The following is a 24,353-nucleotide window of genomic DNA, read 5'->3' as shown; positions in this document are numbered from 1 at the left end:
GCGGGCTTGCCCCGCGCTGGACTGCGCAGCAGGCCCATTTTTTGGGGTCGCTACGCAACCCAGCGCGGGGCAAGCCCGCTCACTACAAACAGCCCGGGACTAGCCCGGTACGCGGCGGATTTTAGCGCCGAGCATCTGCAGTTTTTCTTCGATGCACTCGTAGCCACGGTCTATGTGGTAGATGCGGTCGATCAGAGTGTCGCCTTCAGCGATCAACGCCGAGATCACCAGGCTCGCCGAAGCACGCAGGTCGGTGGCCATAACTGGCGCGCCCTTGAGTTTCTCGGTACCGGTAACGATGGCAGTGTTGCCTTCCACTTGGATCTTCGCGCCCATGCGGTGCAGTTCATACACGTGCATGAAGCGGTTTTCGAAGATGGTCTCGATCACGGCACCGGTGCCTTCAGCAATGGCGTTCAAGGAGATGAACTGCGCTTGCATGTCGGTCGGGAACGCCGGGTACGGAGCGGTACGTACGTTGACGGCCTTAGGACGCTTGCCGTGCATGTTCAGCTCGATCCAGTCTTCACCGGTGGTGATTTCTGCGCCAGCTTCGCGCAGTTTTTCCAGGACCGCTTCCAGGATGGTCGGATCGGTGTCCTTGACCTTGACGCGGCCACCAGTAACGGCAGCGGCAACCAGGTAGGTACCGGTTTCGATGCGGTCCGGCATGACCTTGTAGGTGGCCGTGTGCAGACGCTCAACACCGTCAATGGTGATGGTGTCGGTGCCAGCACCGGAAACCTTGGCGCCCATAGCGTTCAGGAAGTTCGCCAGGTCGACGACTTCAGGCTCGCGGGCGGCGTTTTGCAGCACGCTGCGGCCTTTGGCCAGGGCAGCGGCCATCATGATGTTCTCGGTACCGGTCACACTGACGGTATCAAAGAAGAAGCTGGCGCCACGCAAGCCGCCTTCCGGCGCCTTGGCCTTGATGTAACCGCCTTCGACGTCAATGGTCGCGCCCATGGCTTCAAGGCCACGGATGTGCAGGTCGACCGGACGCGAACCAATGGCGCAACCACCAGGTAATGCCACTTCAGCTTCGCCGAAACGGGCAACCATCGGGCCGAGCACCAGGATCGACGCACGCATGGTTTTCACCAACTCGTACGGGGCGATCAGGGTCTTGATGGTGCGTGGGTCGATTTCGACGGACAGCTTCTCGTCGATCACCGGCTCGATGCCCATGCGACCGAACAGTTCGATCATGGTGGTGATGTCGTGCAGGTGCGGCAGGTTGGCCACGGTGACCGGGCCATCGCACAGCAGGGTCGCTGCCAGGATCGGCAAGGCAGAGTTTTTTGCACCGGAGATGCGGATCTCGCCATCAAGGCGGGCACCGCCGGTAATAATCAATTTATCCATAAGAATCTCGACGCCTTGGGGGCTCAGGTGCGCTCGGCCCAGGCCGCGCGGCTGAAAAATTTCATAGTGACCGCATGGATGCTGCCATCGGTGATCCACGGGTTCAAATGGGCATAGATCTGCTGCTGACGCATGACCGGGCTAAGTGCCGCCAGTTCATCGCTAATCACATTCAGCTGGAAGTTGCAGCCTTCGCCTTCGACTTCAACACTCGTTTCGGGCAGCTTTCCTTCAAGGAAGCTTTTAACTTCTAGGGCCTGCATGATCAACCTCTATCGGCGCCCAGTGCGCGCGGGTCGCACATCATACAAAAAAGCCCCGCGCCTGCGAACCCCGCTTAGCAGGACTCTGACGGGGGGCTTCTCTAATAATGTGTATTAAGGATGCGCCAACAGCTCGGTCAGCTCGGAAACTTCGGCAATTTCGCGCATGTCTTCAGGCATCGCACGGATGCTGACCGGCTTATTCGCCGCTTGGGCGTCACGCATAAAGCACAGCAGCAGTGACAAACCAACGCTGCTGGACTTGGTCACACCCGAACAATCCAGCACCAGTGCAGGCGCAGCGCTGGTGTTGATCAGTGCCTGGCCCTGCTTGCGCAGGTCAGGCCCGGTGCGGTAATCCAGCACGCCGCTGATGAACAGCTCGCCGGCGTCGCCGAGACGAACAGCCGACTCGGTCATTGTGCGGGTTTCCCGGCAGCTTTATCGGTTTCTTCCTTGGCCTTGGCGACTTCACCGGCCCAACCATTGATGGTTTTGTCCAGGTCGTTGCCATTGCGTTGCATGGCATCAGCGAACTGATCACGGAATAGCTTGCCGATGTTGATGCCATTGATGATCACGTTACGCAGCTTCCACTCGCCGTTGACCTTCTCCAGCGTGTACTGCACAGGGTAGACAGCGCCATTGTTGCCCTTGACGCTCATGTTCACGCTGGTGCGATCACCTGATTCATCCCCGGCTGGAGCGACGGTAATCCCCTGGTTGTTGTACTCAAGCAGCGCGTTACCATAGAACTGGAACAGGCCTTTCTTGAAGTTTTCCTGAAAGGTCTGCATCTGCGCCGGGGTAGCCTTGCGCGAATACTTGACCGTCATGATGCTGCGGGAAATGCCTTCGGCATCTACAACAGGACCGACAATAGTATTGAGCGCGTTGTAGAACTGACTCGGATCTTGTTTGTACTTTTCTTTGTTGGCCGACAGGTCAGCCAACATCTTGTTGGTTGTGTCCTGCACCAATTCGTGGGCAGAACCTGCTGCGTTGGCCATCAACGGCAGCGCTGCAAGCAGTACCAGGAGGCCACGTCGCAAGGTAGAGATCATGTACAGATTCCTCATTTAGCGTCTTTATTGACCGTATTAAGCAGGAATTTACCGATCAGGTCTTCAAGCACCAGCGACGACTGTGTGTCGTGGATTGTCGAGCCATCCTTGAGCAGGGCCGTTTCCCCGCCCACGCTGACACCGATGTATTTCTCGCCCAGCAAACCCGCAGTGAGGATAGATGCAGTGGAGTCAGTTGGCAGATTATCTACCTTCTTATCCAGCTGCATGGTCACTCGCCCGGTGAAGCTGTCGCGGTCCAGATCGATTGCCGTGACCTTGCCGATGGTCACACCGGCCATGGTCACTTTAGCTCTGACAGTCAAACCGGCGATATTGTCGAAGTACGCGTAAAGTTTATAAGTATCGGCGGTGGGGCTGGCCGAAAGGCCACTGACTCGCAGGGCCAACAACAATAAAGCCAGGATGCCAGCCAGCAAGAAAAGGCCGACACCGATTTCCACAGTGCGGTTTTGCATCAGAAATCTCCAAACATCAAGGCGGTCAAAATGAAGTCAAGGCCCAGTACAGCCAGCGAGGCGTACACAACGGTCTTGGTGGTGGCGCGACTGATCCCTTCTGAAGTGGGCTCACAGTCGTAGCCTTGGAATACGGCGATCCAGGTCACTACAAAAGCGAAGACGATGCTCTTTATGATGCCGTTGAGCACGTCACCGCTGAAGGTGACGCTGTTTTGCATGTTGCCCCAGTAGGAGCCGTCATAGACGCCCAACCAGTCAACCGCGACCCACGAACCGCCCCAGATACCCACCACGCTGAAAATCATCGCCAGCAGAGGCAGTGAAATGAAGCCGGCCCACAGGCGCGGCGCAACGATGTACTTGAGCGGGTCCACACCGATCATTTCGAGACTGGACAATTGCTCGGTGGACTTCATGTTGCCGATTTCGGCAGTCAACGCAGAACCCGCGCGGCCCGCAAACAGCAAGGCAGTGACCACCGGCCCCAGTTCGCGCAAGAGCGTCAGCGCGACCATCTGCCCAACGGCCTGCTCCGAACCGTAGCCGGAAAGGATATTGAACCCCTGCAACGCCAACACCATGCCGATGAAAATCCCGGAAACCACAATAATTACCAGGGACATCACGCCGACTGAATGCAGTTGCTTGATCAACAGGCCAAAACCGCCGCCAATGCCACCACGGCCGAGCAAGGCGTGGAACAGGAAGATTGTCGAACGCCCCAGCACTTCGATCATATCGATGCCGGAGCGACCGAAAAGGCGCACCTTCTCGAGTAAAGATGTCTTGCGCATCAACGCTTCCCCAGAAGATCTGAGCGGTAATCCGTTGCCGGAAAGTGAAAAGGCACAGGGCCATCAGGGTCGCCGGTCATGAATTGGCGAATACGCGGATTGTCTGCATTCATCAGTTCTTCAGGCGTGCCCTGCCCCAACACCTGGCCATCGCCTACTACATAGAGGTAATCGGCAATGCTCGCGGTTTCTGCAAGATCATGGGAAACCACGATGCTGGTGATACCCAGCGCATCGTTGAGCAGGCGGATCAGACGCACCAGCACGCCCATGGCGATAGGGTCCTGGCCGACGAAAGGTTCGTCGTACATGAGGATCTGCGGGTCGAGGGCAATGGCGCGCGCCAGGGCGACCCGACGCTTCATGCCACCGGACAGTTCGTCGGGCATCAGGTCGGTGGCACCGCGAAGGCCTACGGCCTGCAGTTTCAGCAACACGATGTCACGAATCATTTCGTCGGACAGCTGGGTGTGCACCCGCAGCGGAAAAGCCACATTCTCGAAAACATCAAGGTCGGTGAACAATGCACCGCTCTGGAACAGCACACCCATGTGCTTGCGTGCGTCGAACAGATCGCTGCGCGACAATGTCGGCAGGTTCTGGCCGTTGACCCACACTTCGCCGGCACTGGGCCGCAATTGCATGCCCATCAGGCGCAACAGGGTGGTCTTGCCACAACCGGAAGGCCCCATGATGCCCGTGACCTTGCCGCGCGGAATGCGGATATCGACGTTATTGAAGATGCTGCGCGTCCCGCGCTTGAAGGTCAGTCCCTTCAGCTCGACCGCGTAGGCGTTATCGGCACTCATCTAAACTCCTTGGGATGCAGCCTCTCACTCAGACACCACGCTTGCGACAAACGTTTGCAATGCTTGTGCAATAGTTGAACACATGGGCTGGGCGGACCGAACTGGCGGCGAACTATATCACTGCTGGTACGAGGCGCCCAAGGCCGGAACAGCGCTTGTTCAGATTGAGCACAGGGAAAAAACGTTGCTTCAGATGAATCTCAGGCGCGTCGCGCACAAACCCTGACGAACTTGCGTGAGGGAATTGATCATTACCGTTATAATCGCCGACTTTTCGTCAGGCTATACGATTCCAGACATGAGCCAATCCAGCGACCTTATCCAATCCGCACAACGCACCATCCGCCTCGAGCTTGAAGCCGTAGAAGGCTTACTGGCCCATATCGACGCAGATTTCGTACGCGCCTGCGAGATGATTCTGGCCAGCAAGGGCCGCGTCGTCGTGGTCGGCATGGGCAAGTCAGGCCACGTCGGCAACAAGATCGCCGCCACCCTGGCCAGCACCGGGACCACTGCGTTTTTCGTACACCCGGCCGAAGCCAGTCATGGCGACATGGGCATGATCACCAAGGATGACATCATCCTGGCACTGTCCAACTCCGGCACCACCAATGAAATCGTGACCCTGTTGCCACTGATCAAGCGCCTGGGCATCCAGATGATCAGCGTTACAGGCAACCCGGAATCAACGCTGGCCAAGGCCGCCGAAGTGAACCTCAACGTTCACGTGGCCCACGAGGCCTGCCCGCTGAACCTGGCACCAACCTCTTCCACCACCGCCGCGCTGGTCATGGGCGATGCCCTGGCCGTGGCACTGCTGGAAGCCCGCGGGTTTACCGCCGAAGACTTCGCGTTTTCCCACCCAGGTGGTGCCCTGGGCCGCCGCCTGCTATTGAAAGTGGAAAACGTCATGCACTCGGGCGACGAATTGCCCCATGTCCAGCGCGGCACTTTGCTGAAGGACGCGCTGATGGAAATGACCCGCAAGGGCCTGGGCATGACCGTTATCCTGGAAGCCGACGGGCGCCTGGCCGGGGTCTTCACCGACGGTGACTTGCGCCGCACCCTGGACCGCACCATCGACATCCACACCGCCACCATCGATGCGGTAATGACACCCCACGGCAAGACCGCCCGCCCTGAAATGCTGGCAGCCGAAGCCTTGAAGATCATGGAAGACCACAAGATCGGCGCGCTGGTGGTAGTCAATAGCGACGGCCACCCGATTGGCGCCTTGAACATGCACGACTTGCTGCGTGCGGGAGTGATGTAAATGACCGACGACCTGTTGCAACGCGGCAAAAACATCAAACTGGCGATTTTCGACGTTGACGGCGTGCTGACCGATGGCCGCTTGTACTTCCTCGAAGACGGCAGCGAATTCAAGACGTTCAACACCCTCGACGGCCAAGGCATCAAGATGCTGATGGCGTCGGGTGTGCAAACAGCGATTATCAGCGGCAGAAAAACCCCCGTTGTGGAACGCCGCGCACAAAACCTGGGGATTCCTCACCTGTATCAGGGCCGCGAGGATAAACTGGTGGTTCTGGACGAGCTTCTTGGCCAACTCAACCTAAGCTATGAGCAGGTCGCCTACTTGGGCGATGACCTGCCCGACCTGCCGGTGATTCGTCGAGTGGGCCTGGGCATGGCCGTTGCCAATGCCGCAGCCTTTGTTCGCGAGCATGCCCATGGCATCACCACCGCCCGCGGCGGTGAAGGTGCCGCCCGCGAGTTCTGCGAGCTGATCCTGCGTGCCCAAGGTAGCCTTGAAGCGGCCCACGCCGCCTACTTATAGAGCGTTTTATGCTGAGCAAAAAGATTCGCAACTTCCTGCTATTCGCAGTCATCGCCGCGCTGTTCCTGGCGGTGGGCTACTGGAATATCAGCCCGGAGCGCTTTCTCGACCAGCCTGCTGCGCAGGTTGACGAGGGGGTGATCGACTATTACGCCATCAATGCCAAAAGCGTGCAGTTCCTGCCCGACGGCAAGGTGCAGTACGAGATGACCTCAGACAAGGTCGAGCATATAAAGGCCAGCGAAGTGACCCTGCTGACCAACCCGGACATGAATATTTACCGCGGTACCGAGTTCCCATGGCACGTCACCAGCAAGCGTGGCGAGGTCAACCCGGACGGTACCGAGGTGGAACTGATCGACTCGGTGCGCGTTGCGCGCACTGACGATAAAAAACGTGAGACCGTGATTACCAGCAGTCGCATGACCGTATTCCCGCAGAAGCAATATGCGCAGACCGAGCAAGACGTTAGAATCGACGGCGCTGGCGGTGTATCGACTGGCAAGGGAATGAAAGCGTATTTGAAAGAAAGCAGGATACACCTGCTATCGAACGTAAGAGGACAGTATGAGGCTCGTTAAAACTCTCCCTATTTTGCTCGGCCTGGGCGCAGCACTGGGAAGCGTGAGCGCCTGGGCTCTGCCGAACGATAGCCAGCAGCCGATCCACATTTCGGCTGACGATGCGCAACTGGATGACAAACAAGGCGTCGCCACCTACACAGGCGGCGTGATCATCACCCAGGGCTCGATGAAGATCACCGGCAACACGGTGACCCTGACTCGCACCCAGGCTGGCGATATTGACGTGGTCACTTCGGTGGGTAACCTGGCGTACTTCGAACAGAAGCAGTCCGCTACCGACACCGGCCCGATGAAGGGTTACGGCAAGACCATCCAGTACCACGCCCAGCAGAACCGCATTGTGCTGATCGACCAAGCCAAGGTGCTCAGCCCCGACGGCAACTCCACGGAAGGTGAGAAGATCACCTATGACACCGTGAAACAGATCGCTAACGCCGGTCGTGCCAATGGCAACAAGGTCACCGCACCGCGCCCACGCATCGACATGGTTATCCAGCCGAAGAAGAAGGCCGAGTAATGGCAACCCTGAAAGCCCAGCATCTGGCCAAGGCCTATAAAGGCCGTCAGGTCGTGCGCGACGTCAGCCTGTCGATCGACAGCGGCCAGATCGTCGGCTTGCTCGGCCCCAATGGCGCCGGCAAGACCACCTGCTTCTACATGATCGTCGGACTGGTCCAGGCGGATCAGGGTCGCGTATTGATCGATGACCTGGACGTGAGCCACCAGCCGATGCACGGCCGCGCCCGCGCCGGTATCGGCTATCTCCCGCAGGAAGCGTCGATCTTCCGCAAACTGTCGGTGGCCGACAACATCATGGCCATCCTCGAGACCCGCAAGGAGCTCGACCGTGACGGCCGTCGCAAGGAGCTGGAAAGCCTGCTGCAGGAATTCCACATCAACCATATCCGCGACAACCTCGGCATGAGCCTGTCCGGTGGTGAGCGCCGCCGCGTAGAAATCGCTCGTGCCCTGGCCACTGCACCGAAGTTCATCCTGTTGGACGAACCGTTTGCCGGCGTCGACCCAATATCGGTCGGCGACATCAAGCAGATCATTCACCACCTCAAGGCTAAGGGCATTGGCGTGCTGATCACTGACCACAACGTCCGTGAGACGCTCGATATCTGCGAAACCGCGTATATCGTCAACGATGGTCAACTGATCGCTGAAGGCGACTCCGCCACCATCCTGGCCAATGAACTGGTCAAGGAAGTGTACCTGGGTCACGAGTTCCGCCTGTAAACACCGTGGTGTCACGGCCGATTGCCAAGGTGCGCGGGAGTCAATGAAAACCTCTGGATTTTTATTGTTACCGCGCTCTAGGCAAAGCCCCCGATATCAGGCATATAATTTGCTTATGTTTGGCGCTCACGCGCCCTGTCGTGGATGGCGCATTGCGCCGGCGAATAAGGTGTTAAGCCCCTGCCATGAAACCATCGCTAGTCCTGAGAATGGGCCAGCAGCTGACGATGACACCGCAGCTGCAACAGGCCATCCGCCTGCTCCAATTGTCGACCCTGGACCTGCAACAGGAAATCCAGGAGGCCCTGGAGTCCAATCCGATGCTCGAACGCCAGGAAGAAGGCGACGACTTCGATAATGCAGACCCGCTGGCCGATAACATCGAGCAAAAACCCAACCCCGATGTGCAGGAACCCTCCTATCAGGAAACCGCCCCAACGGTGGATAACCTCGAGGAAGGCGACTGGAACGAACGCATTCCCAACGAGCTTCCCGTCGACACCGCCTGGGAAGACGTCTACCAGACCAGCGCCAGCAGCCTGCCCAGCAATGACGATGACGAGTGGGATTTCACCACCCGCACCTCCGCCGGCGAAAGCCTGCAAAGCCACCTGCTGTGGCAACTGAACCTGGCGCCGATGTCGGACACCGATCGCCTGATCGCCGTGACCCTGATCGACTGCATCAATAACCAGGGCTACTTGGACGAGACGCTTGAGGAAATTCTCGAAGCATTCGACCCTGAACTGGATATCGAGCTGGACGAGATCGAAGCCGTCCTGCACCGCATCCAGCAGTTCGAACCCGCTGGCATCGGTGCGCGCTCCCTCAGCGAATGCCTGCTGCTGCAATTGCGCCAACTGCCCGCCAAGACCCCCTGGCTCGCCGAAGCCCAGCGCCTGGTCACCGATTACATCGACATGCTGGGCAGCCGCGACTACAGCCAACTGATGCGCCGCATGAAGCTCAAGGAAGACGACCTGCGCCAGGTCATTGAGCTGGTACAAAGCCTCAACCCGCGTCCTGGCTCGCAAATCGAGTCCAGCGAAGCCGAATACGTGGTTCCCGACGTGATCGTGCGCAAGGATAACGAGCGCTGGCTGGTTGAACTGAACCAGGAGTCGGTGCCACGCCTGCGGGTCAACCCGCAATACGCCGGTTTTGTGCGTCGCGCTGACACCAGCGCCGATAACACCTTCATGCGCAACCAATTGCAGGAAGCTCGCTGGTTTATCAAGAGCCTGCAAAGCCGCAACGAAACCCTGATGAAAGTGGCCACCCAGATCGTCGAGCACCAGCGCGGCTTCCTGGAATACGGCGACGAGGCGATGAAACCGTTGGTACTGCATGACATCGCCGAGGCGGTTGGCATGCATGAATCGACGATTTCTCGGGTAACCACGCAAAAATTCATGCATACCCCACGGGGTATTTATGAACTGAAATACTTTTTCTCCAGCCACGTCAGCACCTCCGAAGGCGGTGAATGCTCGTCCACGGCGATTCGCGCGATCATCAAAAAACTGGTTGCCGCGGAAAATCAGAAAAAGCCATTGAGTGACAGTAAGATCGCTGGTTTACTGGAGGCACAAGGCATTCAGGTCGCCCGTCGAACCGTCGCCAAGTACCGCGAGTCCCTCGGGATCGCGCCTTCCAGCGAGCGTAAGCGTTTGATGTGACGGGCGGGCCACAGCGTTCCAGTGGCAGGCGCTTTCGCCTGTCGCTTTATGCACTGGCAACGAAGGAGAAGCTGTATGCAAGTCAACATCAGTGGACACCAGCTGGAAGTCACCAAACCCCTGCGTGAATACACCGAAAGCAAGCTGAACAAGCTTGCGGGGCATTTTGACAAGATCACCAACGTGCAGGTCATCATGGAGGTCGATAAGCTCAAGCAGAAAATCGAGGCCACCCTGCACGTACCGAATGCCAAGCTCGTCGCCAATGCGGAACATGAGGACATGTACGCGGCGATCGACTCGCTCTACGACAAGCTGGACCGCCAACTCATAAAGCATAAGGAAAAGAATCTGCACCTGATGCAAGGTACAGGTCGTTAACTCTCCCCCCATGATCCGACTTGAAACCATCCTGACCCCCGGCCGTTCCCTTGTGAACGTGCCGGGCGGCAGTAAAAAACGCGCCCTCGAACAAATTGCCAACCTGATCGGCCGTGAAGTGCCTGAACTGGAAACGCAAACTGTGTACGAGGCACTGATTGCTCGTGAAAAACTTGGCTCGACCGGTTTTGGTAACGGCATCGCTATTCCCCACTGCCGCCTCAAAGGCTGCGAGACGCCTGTCAGCGCCCTGCTGCACTTGGACCATCCCATCGATTTCGACGCTATCGATGGCGCCCCGGTCGACCTGCTGTTTGTTTTGCTGGTCCCGGAAGCTGCCACCGATGCACACCTGGAACTGCTTCGGCAGATCGCCAGCATGCTCGACCGCAAGGAAGTACGCGACAAACTGCGCAGTGCCAGCAGTAATGAGGCGCTGTATCAGGTTGTCGTGGACGAACAGAACGGGCAGTAATCATGCGCTTGATCATCGTCAGCGGCCGTTCCGGCTCAGGTAAAAGCACCGCCCTCAATGTCCTTGAGGACAGCGGTTTCTACTGCATCGACAATTTGCCCGCCGGCCTGCTGCCGGAATTGGCGGAACGCGCGCTGATCCATACTGAACTGGCGCAACCCCTGGTCGCCGTTTCGATAGATGCCCGCAACCTGCCCAGCCATCTTGAGCGATTTCCACAATTGCTCGAGGAAGTGCGGGCCAAGCACATTCATTGCGATGTGCTGTACCTGGATGCCGACGAAGAGACGCTGCTCAAGCGTTTCTCCGAAACACGCCGACGCCACCCCCTCAGCAGCCCTCACCGCTCCTTGGCCGAAGCCATCGAGGACGAAACCAAGCTGCTGGGACCGATCATTGACCTCGCCGACCTCAAGATCAACACCACCAGCCTTAACCTGTACCAGCTGCGCGATGCCATCAAGCTGCGCCTGTTGAACCAGCCGGAGCCAGGCACGGCGTTTCTCGTGGAGTCGTTTGGTTTCAAGCGCGGAATGCCGGTAGATGCAGACTTGGTGTTTGATGTGCGCTGCCTGCCGAACCCCTATTGGAAGCCGGAACTGCGCGAACAATCCGGGCTGGATCAACCTGTTGCCGACTACCTGGCTGCGCAACCGGATGTTGAGGAGATGTTCCAGGACATTTCCAGCTACTTGCTCAAATGGTTGCCACGCTTTGCCGCAAGCAATCGGGCCTATGTCACCATTGCCATTGGCTGCACCGGCGGCCACCACCGCTCCGTCTACCTGACCGAACGCTTGGGCCAGGTGCTGCAACAAACCCTCAAGAACGTCCAGGTCCGCCACCGCGACCTTAGCTGAAAGGAACACCCCCGCGATGCCCGCTCTGGAAATTGAAATCATCAACAAGCTGGGCCTTCACGCCCGCGCTTCGGCCAAATTCGTGGGTGTGGCTGGGCAGTTTCCCTGCCAGATTCGGGCCGGGCGCACGCCGGAATCCATGGTCGATGGCAAAAGCATCATGGCAATGATGATGTTGGCGGCCGGCAAAGGCACCAAGATTCACTTGAAGACAGAAGGCGAGCAAGAGCAGGAAGCGATGGACGCACTGGTTGCGCTAATCAACAACTACTTTGATGAAGGCGAATAACCCTTCGTAGCAGCCCGGCTTGCCGGCAATGACGTCATTGCGTTCGATGTAAGACTGGAGCCAATCACCGGCAAGCAGGCGCCTACAGAAAAGCGTGTTTATCCTAAAGCCGTGTCCATCACCATCATCAAGCAAAAACCGGTGCACAATCCCAAACTGGCGAGTTTTTCGTGACCATTGCGTCGCGATTCAGGGATGACTTCGTGAGTCACCACCAATAGCATCGCGCCAGCAGCCAAGGCCAGGCCCAAAGGCAACAGCACCTCAGCCAGGCTCACCAACCAGGCGCAGAGCACAGCAAACACCGGCTCCACCAAGCCTGACGCAGCACCGATCATAAACGCCTTGACCCGCGACATCCCTGCCCCGGCCAACACCAGCGCGATCACAAGGCCTTCAGGCACATCCTGCAAAGCAATGCCCATGGCCAGGCTATCGGCCTCTGGCATGCCGCCTCCGGCAGAAACGCCGACCGCCATGCCTTCGGGGATGTTGTGAGCGATGATGGCAAACACGAACAGCCAGATGCGCGGCGGGATCACCGGCTTATCCGGCGTGCCGACGAGCATTTCCGGGCTTGCGCCGGAAACCTTGCGGTCAACCAGGTATAGCCCGAACGCCCCAAGCATAATGCCGAAGCTGATCAAGCCACTGGCGCCCCAGGGCGACAATCCCAGGCTTTCAGCCGCGGCAATGCCTGGCACGATCAGCGAAAACGCCGTCGCCGCCAGCATCACCCCTGCCCCAAAGCCCAGCAGTGTATCGCTCAATGTCACCGGCATCCGCCGAATGACCAACACTGGGACCGCACCGAGCGCCGTGCCGAGCGCGCAGATGGACCCGCCCTGCAGGGCACGCAAAATGCGCGGTTCCAGGTCAAGCCAGGCCAGCCCGTGGGCCACCAGCAATGCAGTACCTGCCAATAGCAGCAGCGAGCCAAGTGCATAACGAAACATCCGCCCGCTGCTGATCGCCAGTGTGTCAGTGCCCATAGTCGGCCTTAGACCTTGTTATAGAGGTGGATATCAGGCCACAGCGGCCTGATAGCGTGCGGCGACTTCAGGCCAGTTAATGACACTGTAGAACGCATTGATGTATTCCGGGCGACGGTTCTGATAAAGCAGGTAGTAGGCGTGCTCCCAGACGTCGAGGCCGAGGATCGGCGTATTACCGCTCATCAGGGGGCTGTCCTGATTGCCGCTGCTTTCCACCACCAGGGTCTTTTGCGGGGTGACGCTCAGCCAGGCCCATCCACTACCGAAGCGCGTCAACGCGGCTTTGGTGAAAGCATCCTTGAAGCTGTCGAAACCGCCCAATTGTTCCTCGATCGCCTTGCCCAGTGCGCCCTCGGGCTTACCGCCACCTTTGGGCGACATCACGGCCCAGAACAGCGAGTGGTTGGCGTGGCCGCCGCCTTGGTTAATCACGGCTGCACGAAGTTTTTCCGGCAACTGCTGCACGCTGGATACCAGTTTTTCCACCGGCCAGCCCGCAAACTCAGTGCCCTCAACTGCGGCATTAAGGTTGTTGATATAGGTTTGGTGGTGCTTGGTGTAATGGATCTCCATGGTTTGCGCATCGATATGCGGTTCCAAGGCGTCGTAGGCGTAAGGCAAGGCAGGCAAGGTGTAGGTCATATCAATGTGCTCCGTAATGAGGAGTGGTCGGCTGCGCCGCAGTACCGCCCAGCAAGCGATGGGTACGCGGGTACTCGCCGTGATCGCTGATGAAATTCAGTAGCTCGACGTAGGTTTTGCTGCTCTGGCGCAAGGCCGCTTCCCGCAATTGCGGGCTCAGCCGCGAGTCCTGCAGGGTCTGTAAAAGACGCTGGTGAATAGCGCAAAGGTATTCCGCGCTTTCTTCCGGCTGGTTCAGGCGCAGGTGCAAGTCCGCCAGGTTATGATGAGAAATGACGCACGCCGCCACTGCTTCGTCGGCATCCGCCCAGCGTTCGAACAGCACCTGAGCCAGGGCCAGGGCTTGCAAATAGGCCTCGCGAGCGTCAACCAACTCGCCCGCCATAAAGCAGCGATTGGCCCGTTCGATCGTGCGTTTCCAGTGCTCCATGGTGAGCCTCCAAAGCAGGGTCGGTGATTACACGCCGCCGGCCGTGAGCTTTTCCGGATCCAGCAGGACTTCCAGCTGGCTGCGCGGCAGGTCGGTGTGCTCGAGGGCGACATCAATCACCGGACGGCCTTGCTGATACGCCTTCTTGGCAATTTCAGCGGCCTTTTGGTAACCGATAATCGGGTTGAGTGCGGTCACCAAAATCGGGTTGCGCGACAGCGCTTCCTTGAGCTTGGCTTCATTGACCTTGAAGCTGGCGATGGCCTTGTCCGCCAGCAGGCGGCTGGAATTGGCCAGCAATTCGAGGCTGCTGAGCAGGTTCTGGGCGATGATCGGCAGCATCACATTCAGCTCGAAGTTGCCCGATTGACCGGCGATGGTGATCACGGTGTCATTGCCGATGACCTGCGCGGCGACCATGGCCGTCGCTTCCGGGATCACCGGGTTGACCTTGCCAGGCATGATCGAAGAGCCAGGCTGCAGGCCTTCCAGTTCAATTTCACCAAGGCCTGCGAGCGGGCCGGAGTTCATCCAGCGCAGGTCGTTGGCGATTTTCATCAACGACACGGCGGTGGTTTTCAACTGGCCGGAAACGGCGACGGCGGTGTCCTGGGAGCCGATCAGCGCGAACAGGTTTTTGCCTGGGGTGAATTTGACACCGGTCAGGCTGCTCAACTGCTGGCTGAATCGCGCAGCGAATTGCGGGTGTGCGTTGATCCCGGTGCCAACCGCTGTGCCGCCCTGGGCCAGCGCTTGCAAGCTAGGCAGAAGATCCTGCAAATGCGCGATATTGGCCTTGAGTTGCTGCGCCCAGCCATTGAGCACCTGGCTCATGCGTACCGGCATGGCATCCATTAAGTGAGTGCGGCCGGTCTTGATGAACGGGTGAACCTCTTCGGCCTTCTGCTCGATGACTTGAACGAGGTGCAACAGGGCCGGCAGTGTTTGCTCATGCAAAACCAGCGCGGCGCTGACATGGATAGTGGTCGGGATGATGTCGTTGCTGCTCTGGCCGCAGTTCACGTGGTCGTTAGGATTGACCGCCTCGCCCAGCAAACGGCTGGCGAGGGTGGCAATCACCTCGTTGGCATTCATGTTGGAACTGGTGCCGGAACCGGTCTGGAAGATATCCACCGGGAAGTGCGGCATGAAATCGCCTTCCAGCAGGCCTTGGGCGGCATCGACAATAGCCTTGCCCTGCCCTGCGCTGATTTGTTCGAGGTCAACGTTAACCTTGGCCGCCGCAACCTTGGCCAGGATCAGGGCGCGAATGAATTGCGCCGGCATACGTTGATGGCTGATCGGGAAGTTGTTTACCGCGCGCTGGGTTTGGGCGCCATACAAGGCCTCGGCGGGCACTTGCAGCTCGCCCATGCTGTCGCGTTCGATACGGGTGTTACTCATCGTTAGATCCTTGCACGAGGTCGGAGTGAGAAATGGACGGCAGCAATTCGCAGGTCGCCAATTGCCAGGCAAAGGTCTGCCAGCGCTTGAGGCGGCAGGCACAGTGAGAGAGCTTTTCCAGGTCGCGCAGTGGACGCCAAGCCTGGTCCAGGCACAGGGAACGCCAGTGCCACGGCAGCGCTATATCGCTGGCGGTGTCGAGCAGTAAGCGCAATGAGGTTTCAGCGATCGTCCACGGATGGGTCGCGGTGCAGCACGCCAGGTATCGACCTTCGTTGAGGTAATGCTCGATCAGGCGAGGCTCATTTGGATCGAGTGCGCAGCGGATTTGACGACTCATCCAGCGCCAGCTTTCCAGATAAGGATCCTCATGCAGGACAGAACTCATGATCTACACTCGCTCGATAATGATATTCATTATTAAATGATATTAAGAATCAAAACAAGAGCACCAAAGGATTCGTCCCACGACGTAGTTACAAAAAAAGGCGCGCCATCCGTGGGATGGCGCGCCTTTTTCAGGGAGCGTTGAAGGGTTAGCTGCCGGCGACGGTCATCCGCTCGATCAGCACAGAACCTGTGCGAATGTTGCTGCGCAGTTCCAAGTCATTACCCACGGCAACGATCTGCTTGAACATATCGCGCATGTTGCCAGCGATAGTCACTTCCTGAACGGCAAACTGAATCTCGCCGTTTTCTACCCAGAACCCCGCCGCGCCACGGGAGTAATCACCGGTGACCATGTTCAAGCCATGGCCCATCAATTCGGTGACTAGCAAGCCACGGCCCATGCGCCGCAGCAACGCCGCCTGGTCTTCATTGCCATGGGTGACAAACAGGTTATGCACGCCACCGGAGTTCGCCGTGCTTGGCAGGCCGAGTTTGCGACCGGAGTACGTGCCCAATATGTAGGAGACCAATTCACCTTTCTCGACGAATGGCTTGGCATAAGTCGCCAGGCCATCACCATCGAACGACGTGCTGCCCATGGCACGCATCAGGTGCGGGCGTTCATCGATGGTCAGCCACTCGGGAAACAGTTTCTGGCCAATCGCACCTTCCAGGAACGAGGACTTACGGTACAAGTTGCCACCGGAAATCGCCCCCAGGAAGCTGCCGAACAACCCACCGGCAAGTTCTGCCGAAAACAGCACAGGCACTTCGCACGTCGGCACCGGGCGCGCGCCCAGGCGGCTCGCGGCACGCTGCGCAGCACGCTGGCCAATGCTCACCGGGTCCGCCAGCAAATCGCCCTGGCGATTCACGTCGTACCAGTAATCGCGCTGCATCTGCCCATTGGCTTCGGCAATCATCACGCAGCTCAGGCTATGACGAGTGGACGCATAACCGCCGATAAAACCATGACTGTTGCCATACACGCGGCAGCCCTGATGGGTACTCAATGTGGTGCCATCAGCGTTCTTGATGCGCGCATCGGCGTCGAACGCCGCTGCTTCACAGATCAATGCCTGTTCGATGGCTTGCTCAGGCGTGATGTCCCAGGCGTGGAACAGATCGAAATCCTTCAGGTCCTTGGCCATCAGCGCCTTATCGGCCAAACCCGAGCTTTCATCCTCCGAGGTGTGCTTGGCAATCGCCAACGCAGCCGCCACCGTTTCGCGAATCGCTTCCGGGCCACTGGCCGACGTACTGGCCGACCCTTTGCGCTGCCCTGCATACAAGGTAATACCAAACCCTTGGTCGCGATTGAACTCAACGGTTTCCACTTCACGCTGGCGTACCGACGTCGACAGCCCCTGCTCCAGCGACACCGCCACCTCACAGGCACTGGCCCCCTGGCGCTTGGCCTCGGCAAGGATCTGCTCGACTTGTTCCTGCAGTGCCGGTAACGCTTGCGGACCGACGCTTTGGGCTGCACTCATGGTTTTCTCCACTCAAATTCTGCTTTCGGTTAAGGCCATCGAGCGACCGGGCCGGACAAGCGGCCCCCGACTGGTTATCATGGCAGCGTTTCTTTGCGGACTGCCACCATGGTTGATTCTTACGACGACTCCCTCGATGGGGAGAAAAGCAAAACCCAGGTCAAACGCGAGCTGCATGCTCTGGTTGACCTGGGCGAGCGCCTTACAACGCTCAAGAAAGATTTGATTGCAAAACTGCCTTTGACCGACGAAATGCGCCGGGCCTTGGCCGATGCGCCCAAGCACACCGCGAATATCGCGCGTAAACGGCACATCATGTTTATCGGCAAACTCATGCGCGATCAGGACACTGACGCCATTCTGGCTTTGCTTGATCAAACCGATGCCTCCACTCGCCAGTACAACGAACGCTTCCATAACCTGGAGCGTTGGCGTGACCGCTTGATCGCGGGCGATGACGCCGTGCTGGAGAAATTCGTGCTGGACTACCCGGACGCGGACCGCCAGCAACTGCGCTCCCTGATCCGTCAGGCCCAGCACGAGCAGGCGCATAACAAAGCGCCGGCCACCAGCCGTAAAATCTTCAAGTACATCCGAGAGCTGGACGAGACTCAACGCGGCCTGCGCTGATCCTCTTCACCGGGTGGCGGTTTTCGCCACCCGAAGCTCCACCTTTCTTACGAGCCCGTGCCACCCACGGTGATCGCATCAATTTTCAGCGTTGGCTGCCCGACACCCACCGGCACCGACTGCCCGTCCTTCCCGCACGTGCCCACGCCGCTGTCGAGCGACAGGTCGTTACCGACCATCGACACCTTGCTCATGGCTTCCGGACCGTTACCAATCAACGTTGCTCCTTTGACCGGCGCAGTAATCTTGCCGTCTTCGATCAGGTACGCCTCGCTGGTGGAGAACACGAACTTGCCGCTGGTGATGTCCACTTGGCCGCCACCGAGGTTGGCGCAGTAGATGCCGCGCTTCACCGAAGCGATGATTTCCGCCGGGTCGCTTTCGCCACCGAGCATGTAGGTATTGGTCATGCGTGGCATCGGCAAGTGCGCATAGGATTCGCGACGGCCGTTACCGGTGCGCGCCACGCCCATCAAGCGGGCGTTGAGCTTGTCTTGCATGTAGCCCTTGAGCACGCCGTTTTCGATCAGGGTGGTGCACTCGGTCGGCGTACCTTCGTCATCGACGCTCAGCGAGCCACGACGCCCGGTCAGGGTGCCGTCATCGACGATGGTGCAGAGCTTGGACGCGACCATCTCGCCCATACGACCGCTGTAGGCTGAACTGCCCTTGCGGTTGAAGTCACCTTCCAGGCCATGGCCGACCGCTTCGTGCAGCAGTACGCCGGACCAGCCCGATCCCAGCACCACTGGCAAGGTACCCGCCGGCGCCGGAATGGCTTCCAGGTTGACCAGCGCCTGGCGCAGGGCCTCACGGGCATAGCCCATGGCACGGTCGTCGGTGAGGAAATAACGGTAGTCGGTACGCCCACCGCCACCATGGCCACCGCGCTCGCGGCGACCATTCTGTTCGACGATTACACTGACATTGAAGCGCACCAGCGGCCGTACATCCGCCGCCAGGCCGCCGTCGGTGGACGCCACCAGAATGCGCTCCCACACACCGGCCATGCTCACGGTGACCTGCTGGATACGCGGGTCGAGGGCGCGGGTGGCCACGTCGATACGCTTGAGCAGCTCGACCTTTTCCGCACGACTGATGACTTCCAACGGGTTATCCGGTGCGTACAACTGCGCCACATCTTGAGTACTGAACGCCTGAACCGTGCCATTTTGGCCGGCGCGGGAGATTGAGCGCGCAGCACGCGCCGCGAGGCCCAAGGCTTCCAGGGTGATCGCGTTGCTGTAGGCAAAGCCGGTTTTTTCACCGGATTGCGCACGCACGCCGACACCCTGGTCCAGATTGAAGCTGCCTTCCTTGACGATCCCGTCTTCCAGGGACCAGGACTCGGAGATCTGGCCCTGGAAATACAGGTCAGCCGCATCAATGCCCGGTCCGGCCAGATCGCCGAGCACGGTTTGCAAGCTTTCGATGGTCACGCCACCGGGTGCCAGGAGGTGTTCACTGACTGAGGACAACAACTCGCTCATAGGTATGACCTTAAATTCATCGTTCCGAAGCAGGCCGCTGTGCGCCCTGCGAGAAAAAGCGCCGATGGTTGACCACCGGCATGCGCGCCCGTATCGACGCCTGTTCACTGCTATCGCGCTCGGCCAGCAACACCGCTTCGCCTGTATCCTGTTGTGTCAGCACGCGCCCCCAGGGGTCGACAATGGCTGCGTGGCCATGGGTTTCCCGGGGGCCCGGGTGTACACCACCTTGCGCCGCCGCCAGCAGGTAGCACTGGGTCTCGATGGCCCGTGCGCGAATCAGCACGTCCCAATGAGCGGCGCCGGTCACTGCCGTAAACGCCGAAGGCGCCGTAATCAATTCAGCCCCCGCCGCGCGCAACTCGCTGTAGAGCTCGGGGAAGCGCAAGTCGTAACACACCGTCAAGCCCAAACGGCCGACGGGCGTATCTGCCACCACCACATTACCCCCGAAAGCATAGTCGTCGGATTCACGGTAACGACCGCGAGCATCAGCGACATCCACATCGAAAAGGTGCAGCTTGTCGTAACGAGCCACGATTTCGCCGCGATCATCAACCAGCAGCGAGCAGGCGTTGGACTTGGCGTGCGGTTGGTCCTCTGGCGGCAACGGCAACGTGCCGGCCACTATCCATAAGGTGAGGTCGCGGGCGGTCTGTTTCAACCACGGCAGGATCGGACCTTCGCCCAGCGCCTCGGCGCGGCCGATATCAGCCACATCGCGACGCCCCATGGCAGCGAAGTTTTCCGGCAGCACCGCCAACTTCGCCCCACCCGCAGCCGCCCGCTCCAGCAAGCGCCGGGCCTGGGCCAGGTTAGCCAGCACATCGCTCTGGCTGACCATTTGAATTACCGCAAAGGACATGGGCCGACACTCCATAAAAGGCATGCGGCCATGCTACTCCACAGGCCCTCAGTTTGGTTTTTCAAATGGCTTGTCGAAGGTGATTTTCGGGTCCTTCCACGGCCCTTCGACCTTGTATTGCACGCTCGCGAAGCGTGCAACACGATCACCAATCAGCTTGTCGATCAGGAACAGCGCGCCACCAATGGCGGGCGCCCCCACGATCAGCGCTGCGATCGGAAGGTTATTGGTAACCGGCAGGGTGACCAGCAGCTTGGCGTCGACACGGTCTGCTACCAGGTCCAGGGTGCCGTTGAGCTCCAGGTTGGTAGAAGGCCCGGTCATGGTGATCGGTTCACGGGTTACAAATACACCGCTACTCGCCGCCAACAAGCCTTTGACTCGGTCATAGCTCAAGCCCTTGCCGAGCAAGTCCGAGAAGTCCAGACGCAACCGGCGCCCGATGGAGTTGAAGTTCAGCAGGCCAAATACCCGCAGGGCCTGGGCGCCACCCTCCACTTCCACGAACTGGCCGTTGCGGAACGCGGCATCCAAGCTGCCGGAGAAGCGCTTAGGCCCGACATAGGCTGGCGAACCAGGCCAGCGACCATCCACATCCAAGTGGAAATCCTGGCTGGTGACGGTGGGGGCATAGCCCCAGCCCTTGAGCACATCGGCGATATTCTTACCGTCCAAACGGCCCTTGTACCAACTGCTGCTGTCGCCCGCCGCACCTTCCCAACCACCGGCGCCCTTGAGCTGCATGCCCTTGAGGCCCAGGTCCAGGTTATTGAAGACCAGGCCTTTGGCGGTCGGGCGGATTTTCAGCGACCAGGCGCCCACCAGCTCCGGGCCCTGGAACAGCTGATCAATGGCGATATCCAGCGCCGGAATATCCTTGGGATCGATACTTGCCAAAGGGTCCGGCGCGTTTTCGTCCGCCTGCACCGTCGGATCCACCGCCGGCAGTTTCACATATTGCAGGTTGATCGCAATCGGCGCGCCCTTGGCGTCAGGCAGGTCGACTGTGCCCTTGGCCTGCTGGCTGTCGAGCTGCAAGCCCCAGGCCGCCTGTTTGCGGTTGAGTTGCAGGTTGACCTGATCGAACTGGGTGCCCAGACCGGTGAGTTTGCCGATTTTGAAGTCGGCACTGCTCAGCAGTTGCTTGGCACTCCCCCCCGGGTCATTGCCGGCGTACTGGTTCACCAGCTTTTTCCACGGATCGATGTCCAGCTCCGAGAGCACACCACGAATGCGCAAACCCTTGGCGCCCGGCAGCACGGCGTCCCCATCCCCGAGGAACAGTTCACCGCGGCCATCATTGAATCTGTCCGGCGGCGCAGCAAAGGTGAAGTTCGCCAGTTCGCCGTAATCGAACCAATAACGGCGCTCGGCGCCCTGCAAGGTCATGCGAAACACACTGTCACGCCCCTGGCTGGCTGGCATCCCGAACGGCGCGGGCAAATCCACCGCCACACCCTTGAGGTTGGAGCTGACCATCAGTTGGCTGTCGGCACCGTCCAGGGTCAATTGCAGTTGGTAGGGAATATCGCCAGACACCGGCAGCGGTTGGCTGACGTTCAACCAGTCCGTCAGCCGCTTGACCGTCACCTGACCCTTGGCAGCCACGCGGGTGCTGATGCTGCCCGGCTTGCCATCGGCGAAAATCTGCGCGGTGATCGGCCGGTCAAACGCTTGGGCCGTGATGTTCTGGCCACTGAGGCCTTTGGTGCTGTCAAAACGGAAATCACCCTTGAGCTGGGTCAGGTCCAGGGTCGGCTCAGCCAGTTGCAAGCGCGACTTATCGGTTTTGAAGTCCACCACGATTTTTGGATCGGCACCCTTGGTCAACGGAATATCCAGGTCAAGGCTGCCTTGCAAGTCGCCCTCACCCTTCCATCCGGCGAACGTCGATGCGGTGCCAATCGGCGCTTCCTGGAGGATTTTCAGACCATCGCCCAAGCCGCCGGCAAAATTACCGGTGAGCAACAGGTGACTGTCCTTGCCGGCAGGTGCGTGAGGGATATTGACGTAGATGTCCTTGACCTTCGTGTCGAGCAACTGGCCTTTGCTGGCCAGGATGCGCACACCGCTTTCCTCGACAAACACTTCGCCATTGACCTTGCTCACATGCGGCCAGCCCGGTTGAAAGGCCAGTTCAGCGTCATGCACCTTGAAAAACAGGCTGATATTGCGCGAAGCCGGCAGCGCGTCGTGGTTCAGCGAACCCTGGTACTGGAAGAACCCTTGATCCACCGCGCCCTTGAGAATCGCCGTGCGCAGCCATTCATCCAGTGCGGGGCTCAATACCGCCGGCAAGTACTTGGGAGTGAAGCGCCCATCACCCTCGACCAAGCCGACGCGCAGGTCCATGTAGTCTTCCTGGCTGTGGTCAAAATGCAGGCGAATCAGAAAGTCAGCAGCCACCTTGCCCTCTTCGCCCAGCACCTTGATATACGGGGCGATCAGGGTGAAGCCTTCTTTGTCCAGCTTCCACGTCAGGCGCGCATTGGCCTGGATGTACTGCCACGGCTTGGCAAAGATCGGATCGAGGTGCAGGGAAAAATCCTTGCTGTCCATGCGCAACTCGCCCTGGCCCAAGTCGCCGCTGATGCTGCCGGAAACGTTACGCGCGGCCGGGGCGCCAGAGTAGGCATCAAAACCGACGCGATCGAGGTTGGCAGCGAAGCTGAGTTTTTGATCGGTAGTGTCTTGAGGGCGAAAATCCACCAGCACGTTACGCAACAGGCCAGTGGCCTTGAGGTGCTCTACAGTCTTGGCGAACCCTTCCGGCAGCGGTGCCAGGGCGTTGAGCAGTGGCGTGATTGGCGTCAGGTCAAGGCGGTCGGCCTGCAGCTTCCAGACTTCCTGAGCCTTGTCGGTGGCCAGGGTTTGTTGCAGTTGCACGCGCGACTCCCAGCGCGTTTCCCCCAGGTTCATCGCCAGTGAGTCGAACAGCACCTTGAGGCCCGTGTCACTGCGTTGCAGGTAGGCGGTGAGCGCAAGGTTTTCGATATGCACGGGCTTACGATCGGCGTAGCTGCCCTTGACCTGCGGCGAGTTCAGACGCACCACCGCACTCTGTACGGTACCTTTGGCCCAGTTCAGCCAGAATTCGCCACCGGCCTTGAACTGAGTGAGTTTCCACTGCTGGGTCAGCTTGGCAGGAATCCATTTGGCCCAGTCGCTTTGCGGCAGGCTCAGATAGGCCTGGACTTCAGCGTCTTTCCACTGGCTGGCACGAATACGCGTGCGCAGGCTCATGGCAAGGGGCTGGCCGTCCGGCAAGGTCAAGCGCGCGTCCAAGCGTTGGCGGGTGATGCCGGTATGCAAGCTGAGGCCGACATACGTCAGGGTCACTGGCGCATGGTCAAACGGTTGCAACGTCACCTGGCTGTCGAGCAGCGACACACGCTTGACCAACTGCATGCGCTTGAGCAACTGCTCCGGGTCCAGCGGCTGGTCGTCCTGCACCGGCAGACCTTGCAGGACCCATTTCCCGTCCTTGTCTTCCTTGGCACTGAGCTGCAGGCCACTGACTTGCAAATGCGCAATGCGCACTTCGCGGGCCATCACGCTTGCCCAGATGTCCGGTACCACTTCGACCTGGTCCAGGCGCAAGCCACTGTTGCCCTCGCCCACCATCACATCATGGGCCAGCAATACCGGCGCGAAGCCGCTCCAGCGGCCTTCCAGGCTGCCGATGTGCACAGGCATGACCACCGCAGCCTGGGCCTTGGCCTCGACTTCCGCACGGTACTCGGCCACCAGCGGCGTCAATTCACGCCCCAGACTCACATACACCGCCGCCAATACCAGCAGCAAGGCACAAAGGCCAAGGCCCCAACGGGTCAAAGCGGCAAAAAAGCGTATCAGACGCTCCATGTCAGGCGACCCTCAAGGCGGTAGTCGGACGGCAGATCAAGGTCTGCCAGTCTCATAAAAAGAAA

General features: G+C 59.3%; 27 protein-coding genes. 11 read left to right on the top strand and 16 right to left on the bottom strand.

The features are described 5' to 3' along the window. Window positions 1-99: 99 nt before the first annotated feature. The 7 genes from murA to JBO08_RS01085 all read right to left on the bottom strand — a co-directional run bounded on the left by murA (window position 100) and on the right by JBO08_RS01085 (window position 4,777). A complete protein-coding gene (gene murA / locus JBO08_RS01115; RefSeq protein WP_049709971.1) occupies window positions 100-1,365 on the bottom strand; it encodes a UDP-N-acetylglucosamine 1-carboxyvinyltransferase in 1,266 nt (421 codons plus the stop codon). A gap of 23 nt (window positions 1,366-1,388) precedes the next feature. Further along, complete coding sequence (locus tag JBO08_RS01110) at window positions 1,389-1,628, bottom strand: BolA family protein (protein ID WP_220074593.1); 240 nt, start codon at window positions 1,626-1,628, stop codon at window positions 1,389-1,391. A gap of 114 nt (window positions 1,629-1,742) precedes the next feature. Beyond that, complete coding sequence (locus JBO08_RS01105; RefSeq protein ID WP_065879608.1) at window positions 1,743-2,048, bottom strand: lipid asymmetry maintenance protein MlaB; 306 nt, start codon at window positions 2,046-2,048, stop codon at window positions 1,743-1,745. Then, window positions 2,045-2,692, bottom strand: a complete 648-nt coding sequence (locus JBO08_RS01100) for a phospholipid-binding protein MlaC (protein WP_065875085.1) — start codon at window positions 2,690-2,692, stop codon at window positions 2,045-2,047. The genes JBO08_RS01105 and JBO08_RS01100 overlap by 4 nt, the downstream gene beginning before the upstream one ends. An 11-nt stretch (window positions 2,693-2,703) precedes the next feature. Further along, on the bottom strand, window positions 2,704-3,171 hold the full coding sequence (mlaD, locus tag JBO08_RS01095; protein ID WP_003171814.1) for an outer membrane lipid asymmetry maintenance protein MlaD: 468 nt from the start codon (window positions 3,169-3,171) through the stop codon (window positions 2,704-2,706). Beyond that, the gene (gene mlaE, locus JBO08_RS01090; RefSeq protein ID WP_065875086.1) at window positions 3,171-3,968 is read right to left on the bottom strand and encodes a lipid asymmetry maintenance ABC transporter permease subunit MlaE; all 798 of its coding nucleotides are present in this window, start codon (window positions 3,966-3,968) and stop codon (window positions 3,171-3,173) included. The genes mlaD and mlaE overlap by 1 nt, the downstream gene beginning before the upstream one ends. Continuing rightward, a complete protein-coding gene (locus JBO08_RS01085) occupies window positions 3,968-4,777 on the bottom strand; it encodes an ATP-binding cassette domain-containing protein (protein ID WP_065875087.1) in 810 nt (269 codons plus the stop codon). The genes mlaE and JBO08_RS01085 overlap by 1 nt, the downstream gene beginning before the upstream one ends. A 298-nt stretch (window positions 4,778-5,075) precedes the next feature. Between JBO08_RS01085 and JBO08_RS01080 the strand changes: the two genes are divergently transcribed. The 10 genes from JBO08_RS01080 (at window position 5,076) to JBO08_RS01035 (ending at window position 12,085) form a co-directional block, all read left to right on the top strand. Next, window positions 5,076-6,050, top strand: a complete 975-nt coding sequence (locus JBO08_RS01080) for a KpsF/GutQ family sugar-phosphate isomerase (protein ID WP_065875088.1) — start codon at window positions 5,076-5,078, stop codon at window positions 6,048-6,050. Continuing rightward, a complete protein-coding gene (locus tag JBO08_RS01075) occupies window positions 6,051-6,575 on the top strand; it encodes an HAD family hydrolase (protein ID WP_049709977.1) in 525 nt (174 codons plus the stop codon). Window positions 6,576-6,583: 8 nt separating this feature from the next. Beyond that, window positions 6,584-7,156 carry an LPS export ABC transporter periplasmic protein LptC gene (gene lptC, locus JBO08_RS01070; RefSeq protein ID WP_049709978.1) on the top strand — a complete coding sequence of 191 codons (573 nt, stop codon included), beginning with the start codon at window positions 6,584-6,586 and terminating at the stop codon, window positions 7,154-7,156. Beyond that, entirely contained in the window at window positions 7,143-7,676 is a 534-nt protein-coding gene (lptA, locus tag JBO08_RS01065) for a lipopolysaccharide transport periplasmic protein LptA (protein ID WP_025856312.1), read from the top strand. The genes lptC and lptA overlap by 14 nt, the downstream gene beginning before the upstream one ends. Further along, window positions 7,676-8,401, top strand: coding sequence for an LPS export ABC transporter ATP-binding protein (lptB, locus tag JBO08_RS01060; protein WP_049709979.1), 726 nt, complete (start codon window positions 7,676-7,678; stop codon window positions 8,399-8,401). Before lptA ends, lptB begins: the two co-directional genes overlap by 1 nt. 185 nt (window positions 8,402-8,586) lie before the next feature. Next, entirely contained in the window at window positions 8,587-10,080 is a 1,494-nt protein-coding gene (locus tag JBO08_RS01055; protein WP_049709980.1) for an RNA polymerase factor sigma-54, read from the top strand. A 75-nt stretch (window positions 10,081-10,155) separates the two neighbouring features. Further along, window positions 10,156-10,461: a ribosome hibernation-promoting factor, HPF/YfiA family gene (gene hpf / locus JBO08_RS01050; protein WP_003171804.1), complete on the top strand. Its 306-nt coding sequence runs from the start codon at window positions 10,156-10,158 to the stop codon at window positions 10,459-10,461. 10 nt (window positions 10,462-10,471) lie between these two features. Then, window positions 10,472-10,936 (top strand): PTS IIA-like nitrogen regulatory protein PtsN, encoded by a 465-nt coding sequence (gene ptsN / locus JBO08_RS01045; RefSeq protein ID WP_065875091.1) that lies wholly within the window; start codon window positions 10,472-10,474, stop codon window positions 10,934-10,936. Between the two features lie 2 nt (window positions 10,937-10,938). Next, window positions 10,939-11,796 carry an RNase adapter RapZ gene (gene rapZ, locus JBO08_RS01040; protein ID WP_049709982.1) on the top strand — a complete coding sequence of 286 codons (858 nt, stop codon included), beginning with the start codon at window positions 10,939-10,941 and terminating at the stop codon, window positions 11,794-11,796. A 16-nt stretch (window positions 11,797-11,812) separates the two neighbouring features. Continuing rightward, the gene (locus JBO08_RS01035; RefSeq protein ID WP_012722237.1) at window positions 11,813-12,085 is read left to right on the top strand and encodes an HPr family phosphocarrier protein; all 273 of its coding nucleotides are present in this window, start codon (window positions 11,813-11,815) and stop codon (window positions 12,083-12,085) included. Window positions 12,086-12,183: 98 nt separating this feature from the next. On the opposite strand, the gene JBO08_RS01030 is transcribed toward JBO08_RS01035, so the two are convergent. From JBO08_RS01030 to pmbA, 6 genes are all read right to left on the bottom strand, one after another. After that, on the bottom strand, window positions 12,184-13,077 hold the full coding sequence (locus tag JBO08_RS01030; RefSeq protein ID WP_065890514.1) for a ZIP family metal transporter: 894 nt from the start codon (window positions 13,075-13,077) through the stop codon (window positions 12,184-12,186). A gap of 33 nt (window positions 13,078-13,110) precedes the next feature. Further along, window positions 13,111-13,722 carry a superoxide dismutase gene (locus JBO08_RS01025; RefSeq protein WP_065875093.1) on the bottom strand — a complete coding sequence of 204 codons (612 nt, stop codon included), beginning with the start codon at window positions 13,720-13,722 and terminating at the stop codon, window positions 13,111-13,113. A 1-nt stretch (window position 13,723) separates the two neighbouring features. Then, window positions 13,724-14,152, bottom strand: coding sequence for a hypothetical protein (locus tag JBO08_RS01020; RefSeq protein WP_065875094.1), 429 nt, complete (start codon window positions 14,150-14,152; stop codon window positions 13,724-13,726). A gap of 27 nt (window positions 14,153-14,179) precedes the next feature. After that, window positions 14,180-15,556, bottom strand: coding sequence for a lyase family protein (locus JBO08_RS01015; RefSeq protein ID WP_220074594.1), 1,377 nt, complete (start codon window positions 15,554-15,556; stop codon window positions 14,180-14,182). Beyond that, window positions 15,549-15,944 (bottom strand): hypothetical protein, encoded by a 396-nt coding sequence (locus JBO08_RS01010; RefSeq protein WP_049713419.1) that lies wholly within the window; start codon window positions 15,942-15,944, stop codon window positions 15,549-15,551. The genes JBO08_RS01015 and JBO08_RS01010 overlap by 8 nt, the downstream gene beginning before the upstream one ends. 148 nt (window positions 15,945-16,092) lie before the next feature. Then, the gene (pmbA, locus tag JBO08_RS01005; protein WP_220074595.1) at window positions 16,093-17,439 is read right to left on the bottom strand and encodes a metalloprotease PmbA; all 1,347 of its coding nucleotides are present in this window, start codon (window positions 17,437-17,439) and stop codon (window positions 16,093-16,095) included. 108 nt (window positions 17,440-17,547) lie between these two features. Here pmbA and yjgA point away from each other — a divergent pair, with 108 nt between their 5' ends. Continuing rightward, window positions 17,548-18,069: a ribosome biogenesis factor YjgA gene (gene yjgA, locus JBO08_RS01000; RefSeq protein ID WP_017738766.1), complete on the top strand. Its 522-nt coding sequence runs from the start codon at window positions 17,548-17,550 to the stop codon at window positions 18,067-18,069. A gap of 47 nt (window positions 18,070-18,116) precedes the next feature. On the opposite strand, the gene tldD is transcribed toward yjgA, so the two are convergent. From tldD to JBO08_RS00985, 3 genes are read right to left on the bottom strand one after another with little or no spacing between them, the layout of a single operon-like run. Next, window positions 18,117-19,559, bottom strand: coding sequence for a metalloprotease TldD (gene tldD, locus JBO08_RS00995; RefSeq protein WP_065875098.1), 1,443 nt, complete (start codon window positions 19,557-19,559; stop codon window positions 18,117-18,119). Between the two features lie 16 nt (window positions 19,560-19,575). After that, window positions 19,576-20,424: a carbon-nitrogen hydrolase family protein gene (locus JBO08_RS00990; protein ID WP_065875099.1), complete on the bottom strand. Its 849-nt coding sequence runs from the start codon at window positions 20,422-20,424 to the stop codon at window positions 19,576-19,578. Window positions 20,425-20,472: 48 nt separating this feature from the next. Next, window positions 20,473-24,288, bottom strand: coding sequence for a YhdP family protein (locus JBO08_RS00985; protein ID WP_065875100.1), 3,816 nt, complete (start codon window positions 24,286-24,288; stop codon window positions 20,473-20,475). Window positions 24,289-24,353 lie beyond the last annotated feature (65 nt).

It is taken from the genome of Pseudomonas sp. LAP_36 (assembly GCF_019456785.1).
In the GTDB taxonomy this organism is placed as follows: Bacteria; Pseudomonadota; Gammaproteobacteria; order Pseudomonadales; family Pseudomonadaceae; genus Aquipseudomonas; species Aquipseudomonas tritici.
Note: the sequence above shows the minus strand (reverse complement) of the source record. Positions and strands in the feature narration are given on the sequence as shown.

Coding starts and splice junctions, on each gene's coding strand:
- JBO08_RS01100 (WP_065875085.1), bottom strand. CDS start 2,692: ATGATCTCTACCTTGCGACGTGGCCTCCTGGTACTGCTTGCAGCGCTG.
- JBO08_RS01015 (WP_220074594.1), bottom strand. CDS start 15,556: ATGAGTAACACCCGTATCGAACGCGACAGCATGGGCGAGCTGCAAGTG.
- JBO08_RS01110 (WP_220074593.1), bottom strand. CDS start 1,628: ATGCAGGCCCTAGAAGTTAAAAGCTTCCTTGAAGGAAAGCTGCCCGAA.
- lptB (WP_049709979.1), top strand. CDS start 7,676: ATGGCAACCCTGAAAGCCCAGCATCTGGCCAAGGCCTATAAAGGCCGT.
- mlaD (WP_003171814.1), bottom strand. CDS start 3,171: ATGCAAAACCGCACTGTGGAAATCGGTGTCGGCCTTTTCTTGCTGGCT.
- JBO08_RS00985 (WP_065875100.1), bottom strand. CDS start 24,288: ATGGAGCGTCTGATACGCTTTTTTGCCGCTTTGACCCGTTGGGGCCTT.
- JBO08_RS01030 (WP_065890514.1), bottom strand. CDS start 13,077: ATGGGCACTGACACACTGGCGATCAGCAGCGGGCGGATGTTTCGTTAT.
- JBO08_RS01035 (WP_012722237.1), top strand. CDS start 11,813: ATGCCCGCTCTGGAAATTGAAATCATCAACAAGCTGGGCCTTCACGCC.
- JBO08_RS01025 (WP_065875093.1), bottom strand. CDS start 13,722: ATGACCTACACCTTGCCTGCCTTGCCTTACGCCTACGACGCCTTGGAA.
- murA (WP_049709971.1), bottom strand. CDS start 1,365: ATGGATAAATTGATTATTACCGGCGGTGCCCGCCTTGATGGCGAGATC.
- lptC (WP_049709978.1), top strand. CDS start 6,584: ATGCTGAGCAAAAAGATTCGCAACTTCCTGCTATTCGCAGTCATCGCC.
- yjgA (WP_017738766.1), top strand. CDS start 17,548: ATGGTTGATTCTTACGACGACTCCCTCGATGGGGAGAAAAGCAAAACC.
- lptA (WP_025856312.1), top strand. CDS start 7,143: ATGAGGCTCGTTAAAACTCTCCCTATTTTGCTCGGCCTGGGCGCAGCA.
- JBO08_RS01085 (WP_065875087.1), bottom strand. CDS start 4,777: ATGAGTGCCGATAACGCCTACGCGGTCGAGCTGAAGGGACTGACCTTC.
- mlaE (WP_065875086.1), bottom strand. CDS start 3,968: ATGCGCAAGACATCTTTACTCGAGAAGGTGCGCCTTTTCGGTCGCTCC.
- JBO08_RS01020 (WP_065875094.1), bottom strand. CDS start 14,152: ATGGAGCACTGGAAACGCACGATCGAACGGGCCAATCGCTGCTTTATG.
- rapZ (WP_049709982.1), top strand. CDS start 10,939: ATGCGCTTGATCATCGTCAGCGGCCGTTCCGGCTCAGGTAAAAGCACC.
- hpf (WP_003171804.1), top strand. CDS start 10,156: ATGCAAGTCAACATCAGTGGACACCAGCTGGAAGTCACCAAACCCCTG.
- JBO08_RS01010 (WP_049713419.1), bottom strand. CDS start 15,944: ATGAGTTCTGTCCTGCATGAGGATCCTTATCTGGAAAGCTGGCGCTGG.
- tldD (WP_065875098.1), bottom strand. CDS start 19,559: ATGAGCGAGTTGTTGTCCTCAGTCAGTGAACACCTCCTGGCACCCGGT.
- pmbA (WP_220074595.1), bottom strand. CDS start 17,439: ATGAGTGCAGCCCAAAGCGTCGGTCCGCAAGCGTTACCGGCACTGCAG.
- JBO08_RS00990 (WP_065875099.1), bottom strand. CDS start 20,424: ATGTCCTTTGCGGTAATTCAAATGGTCAGCCAGAGCGATGTGCTGGCT.
- JBO08_RS01105 (WP_065879608.1), bottom strand. CDS start 2,048: ATGACCGAGTCGGCTGTTCGTCTCGGCGACGCCGGCGAGCTGTTCATC.
- ptsN (WP_065875091.1), top strand. CDS start 10,472: ATGATCCGACTTGAAACCATCCTGACCCCCGGCCGTTCCCTTGTGAAC.
- JBO08_RS01055 (WP_049709980.1), top strand. CDS start 8,587: ATGAAACCATCGCTAGTCCTGAGAATGGGCCAGCAGCTGACGATGACA.
- JBO08_RS01075 (WP_049709977.1), top strand. CDS start 6,051: ATGACCGACGACCTGTTGCAACGCGGCAAAAACATCAAACTGGCGATT.
- JBO08_RS01080 (WP_065875088.1), top strand. CDS start 5,076: ATGAGCCAATCCAGCGACCTTATCCAATCCGCACAACGCACCATCCGC.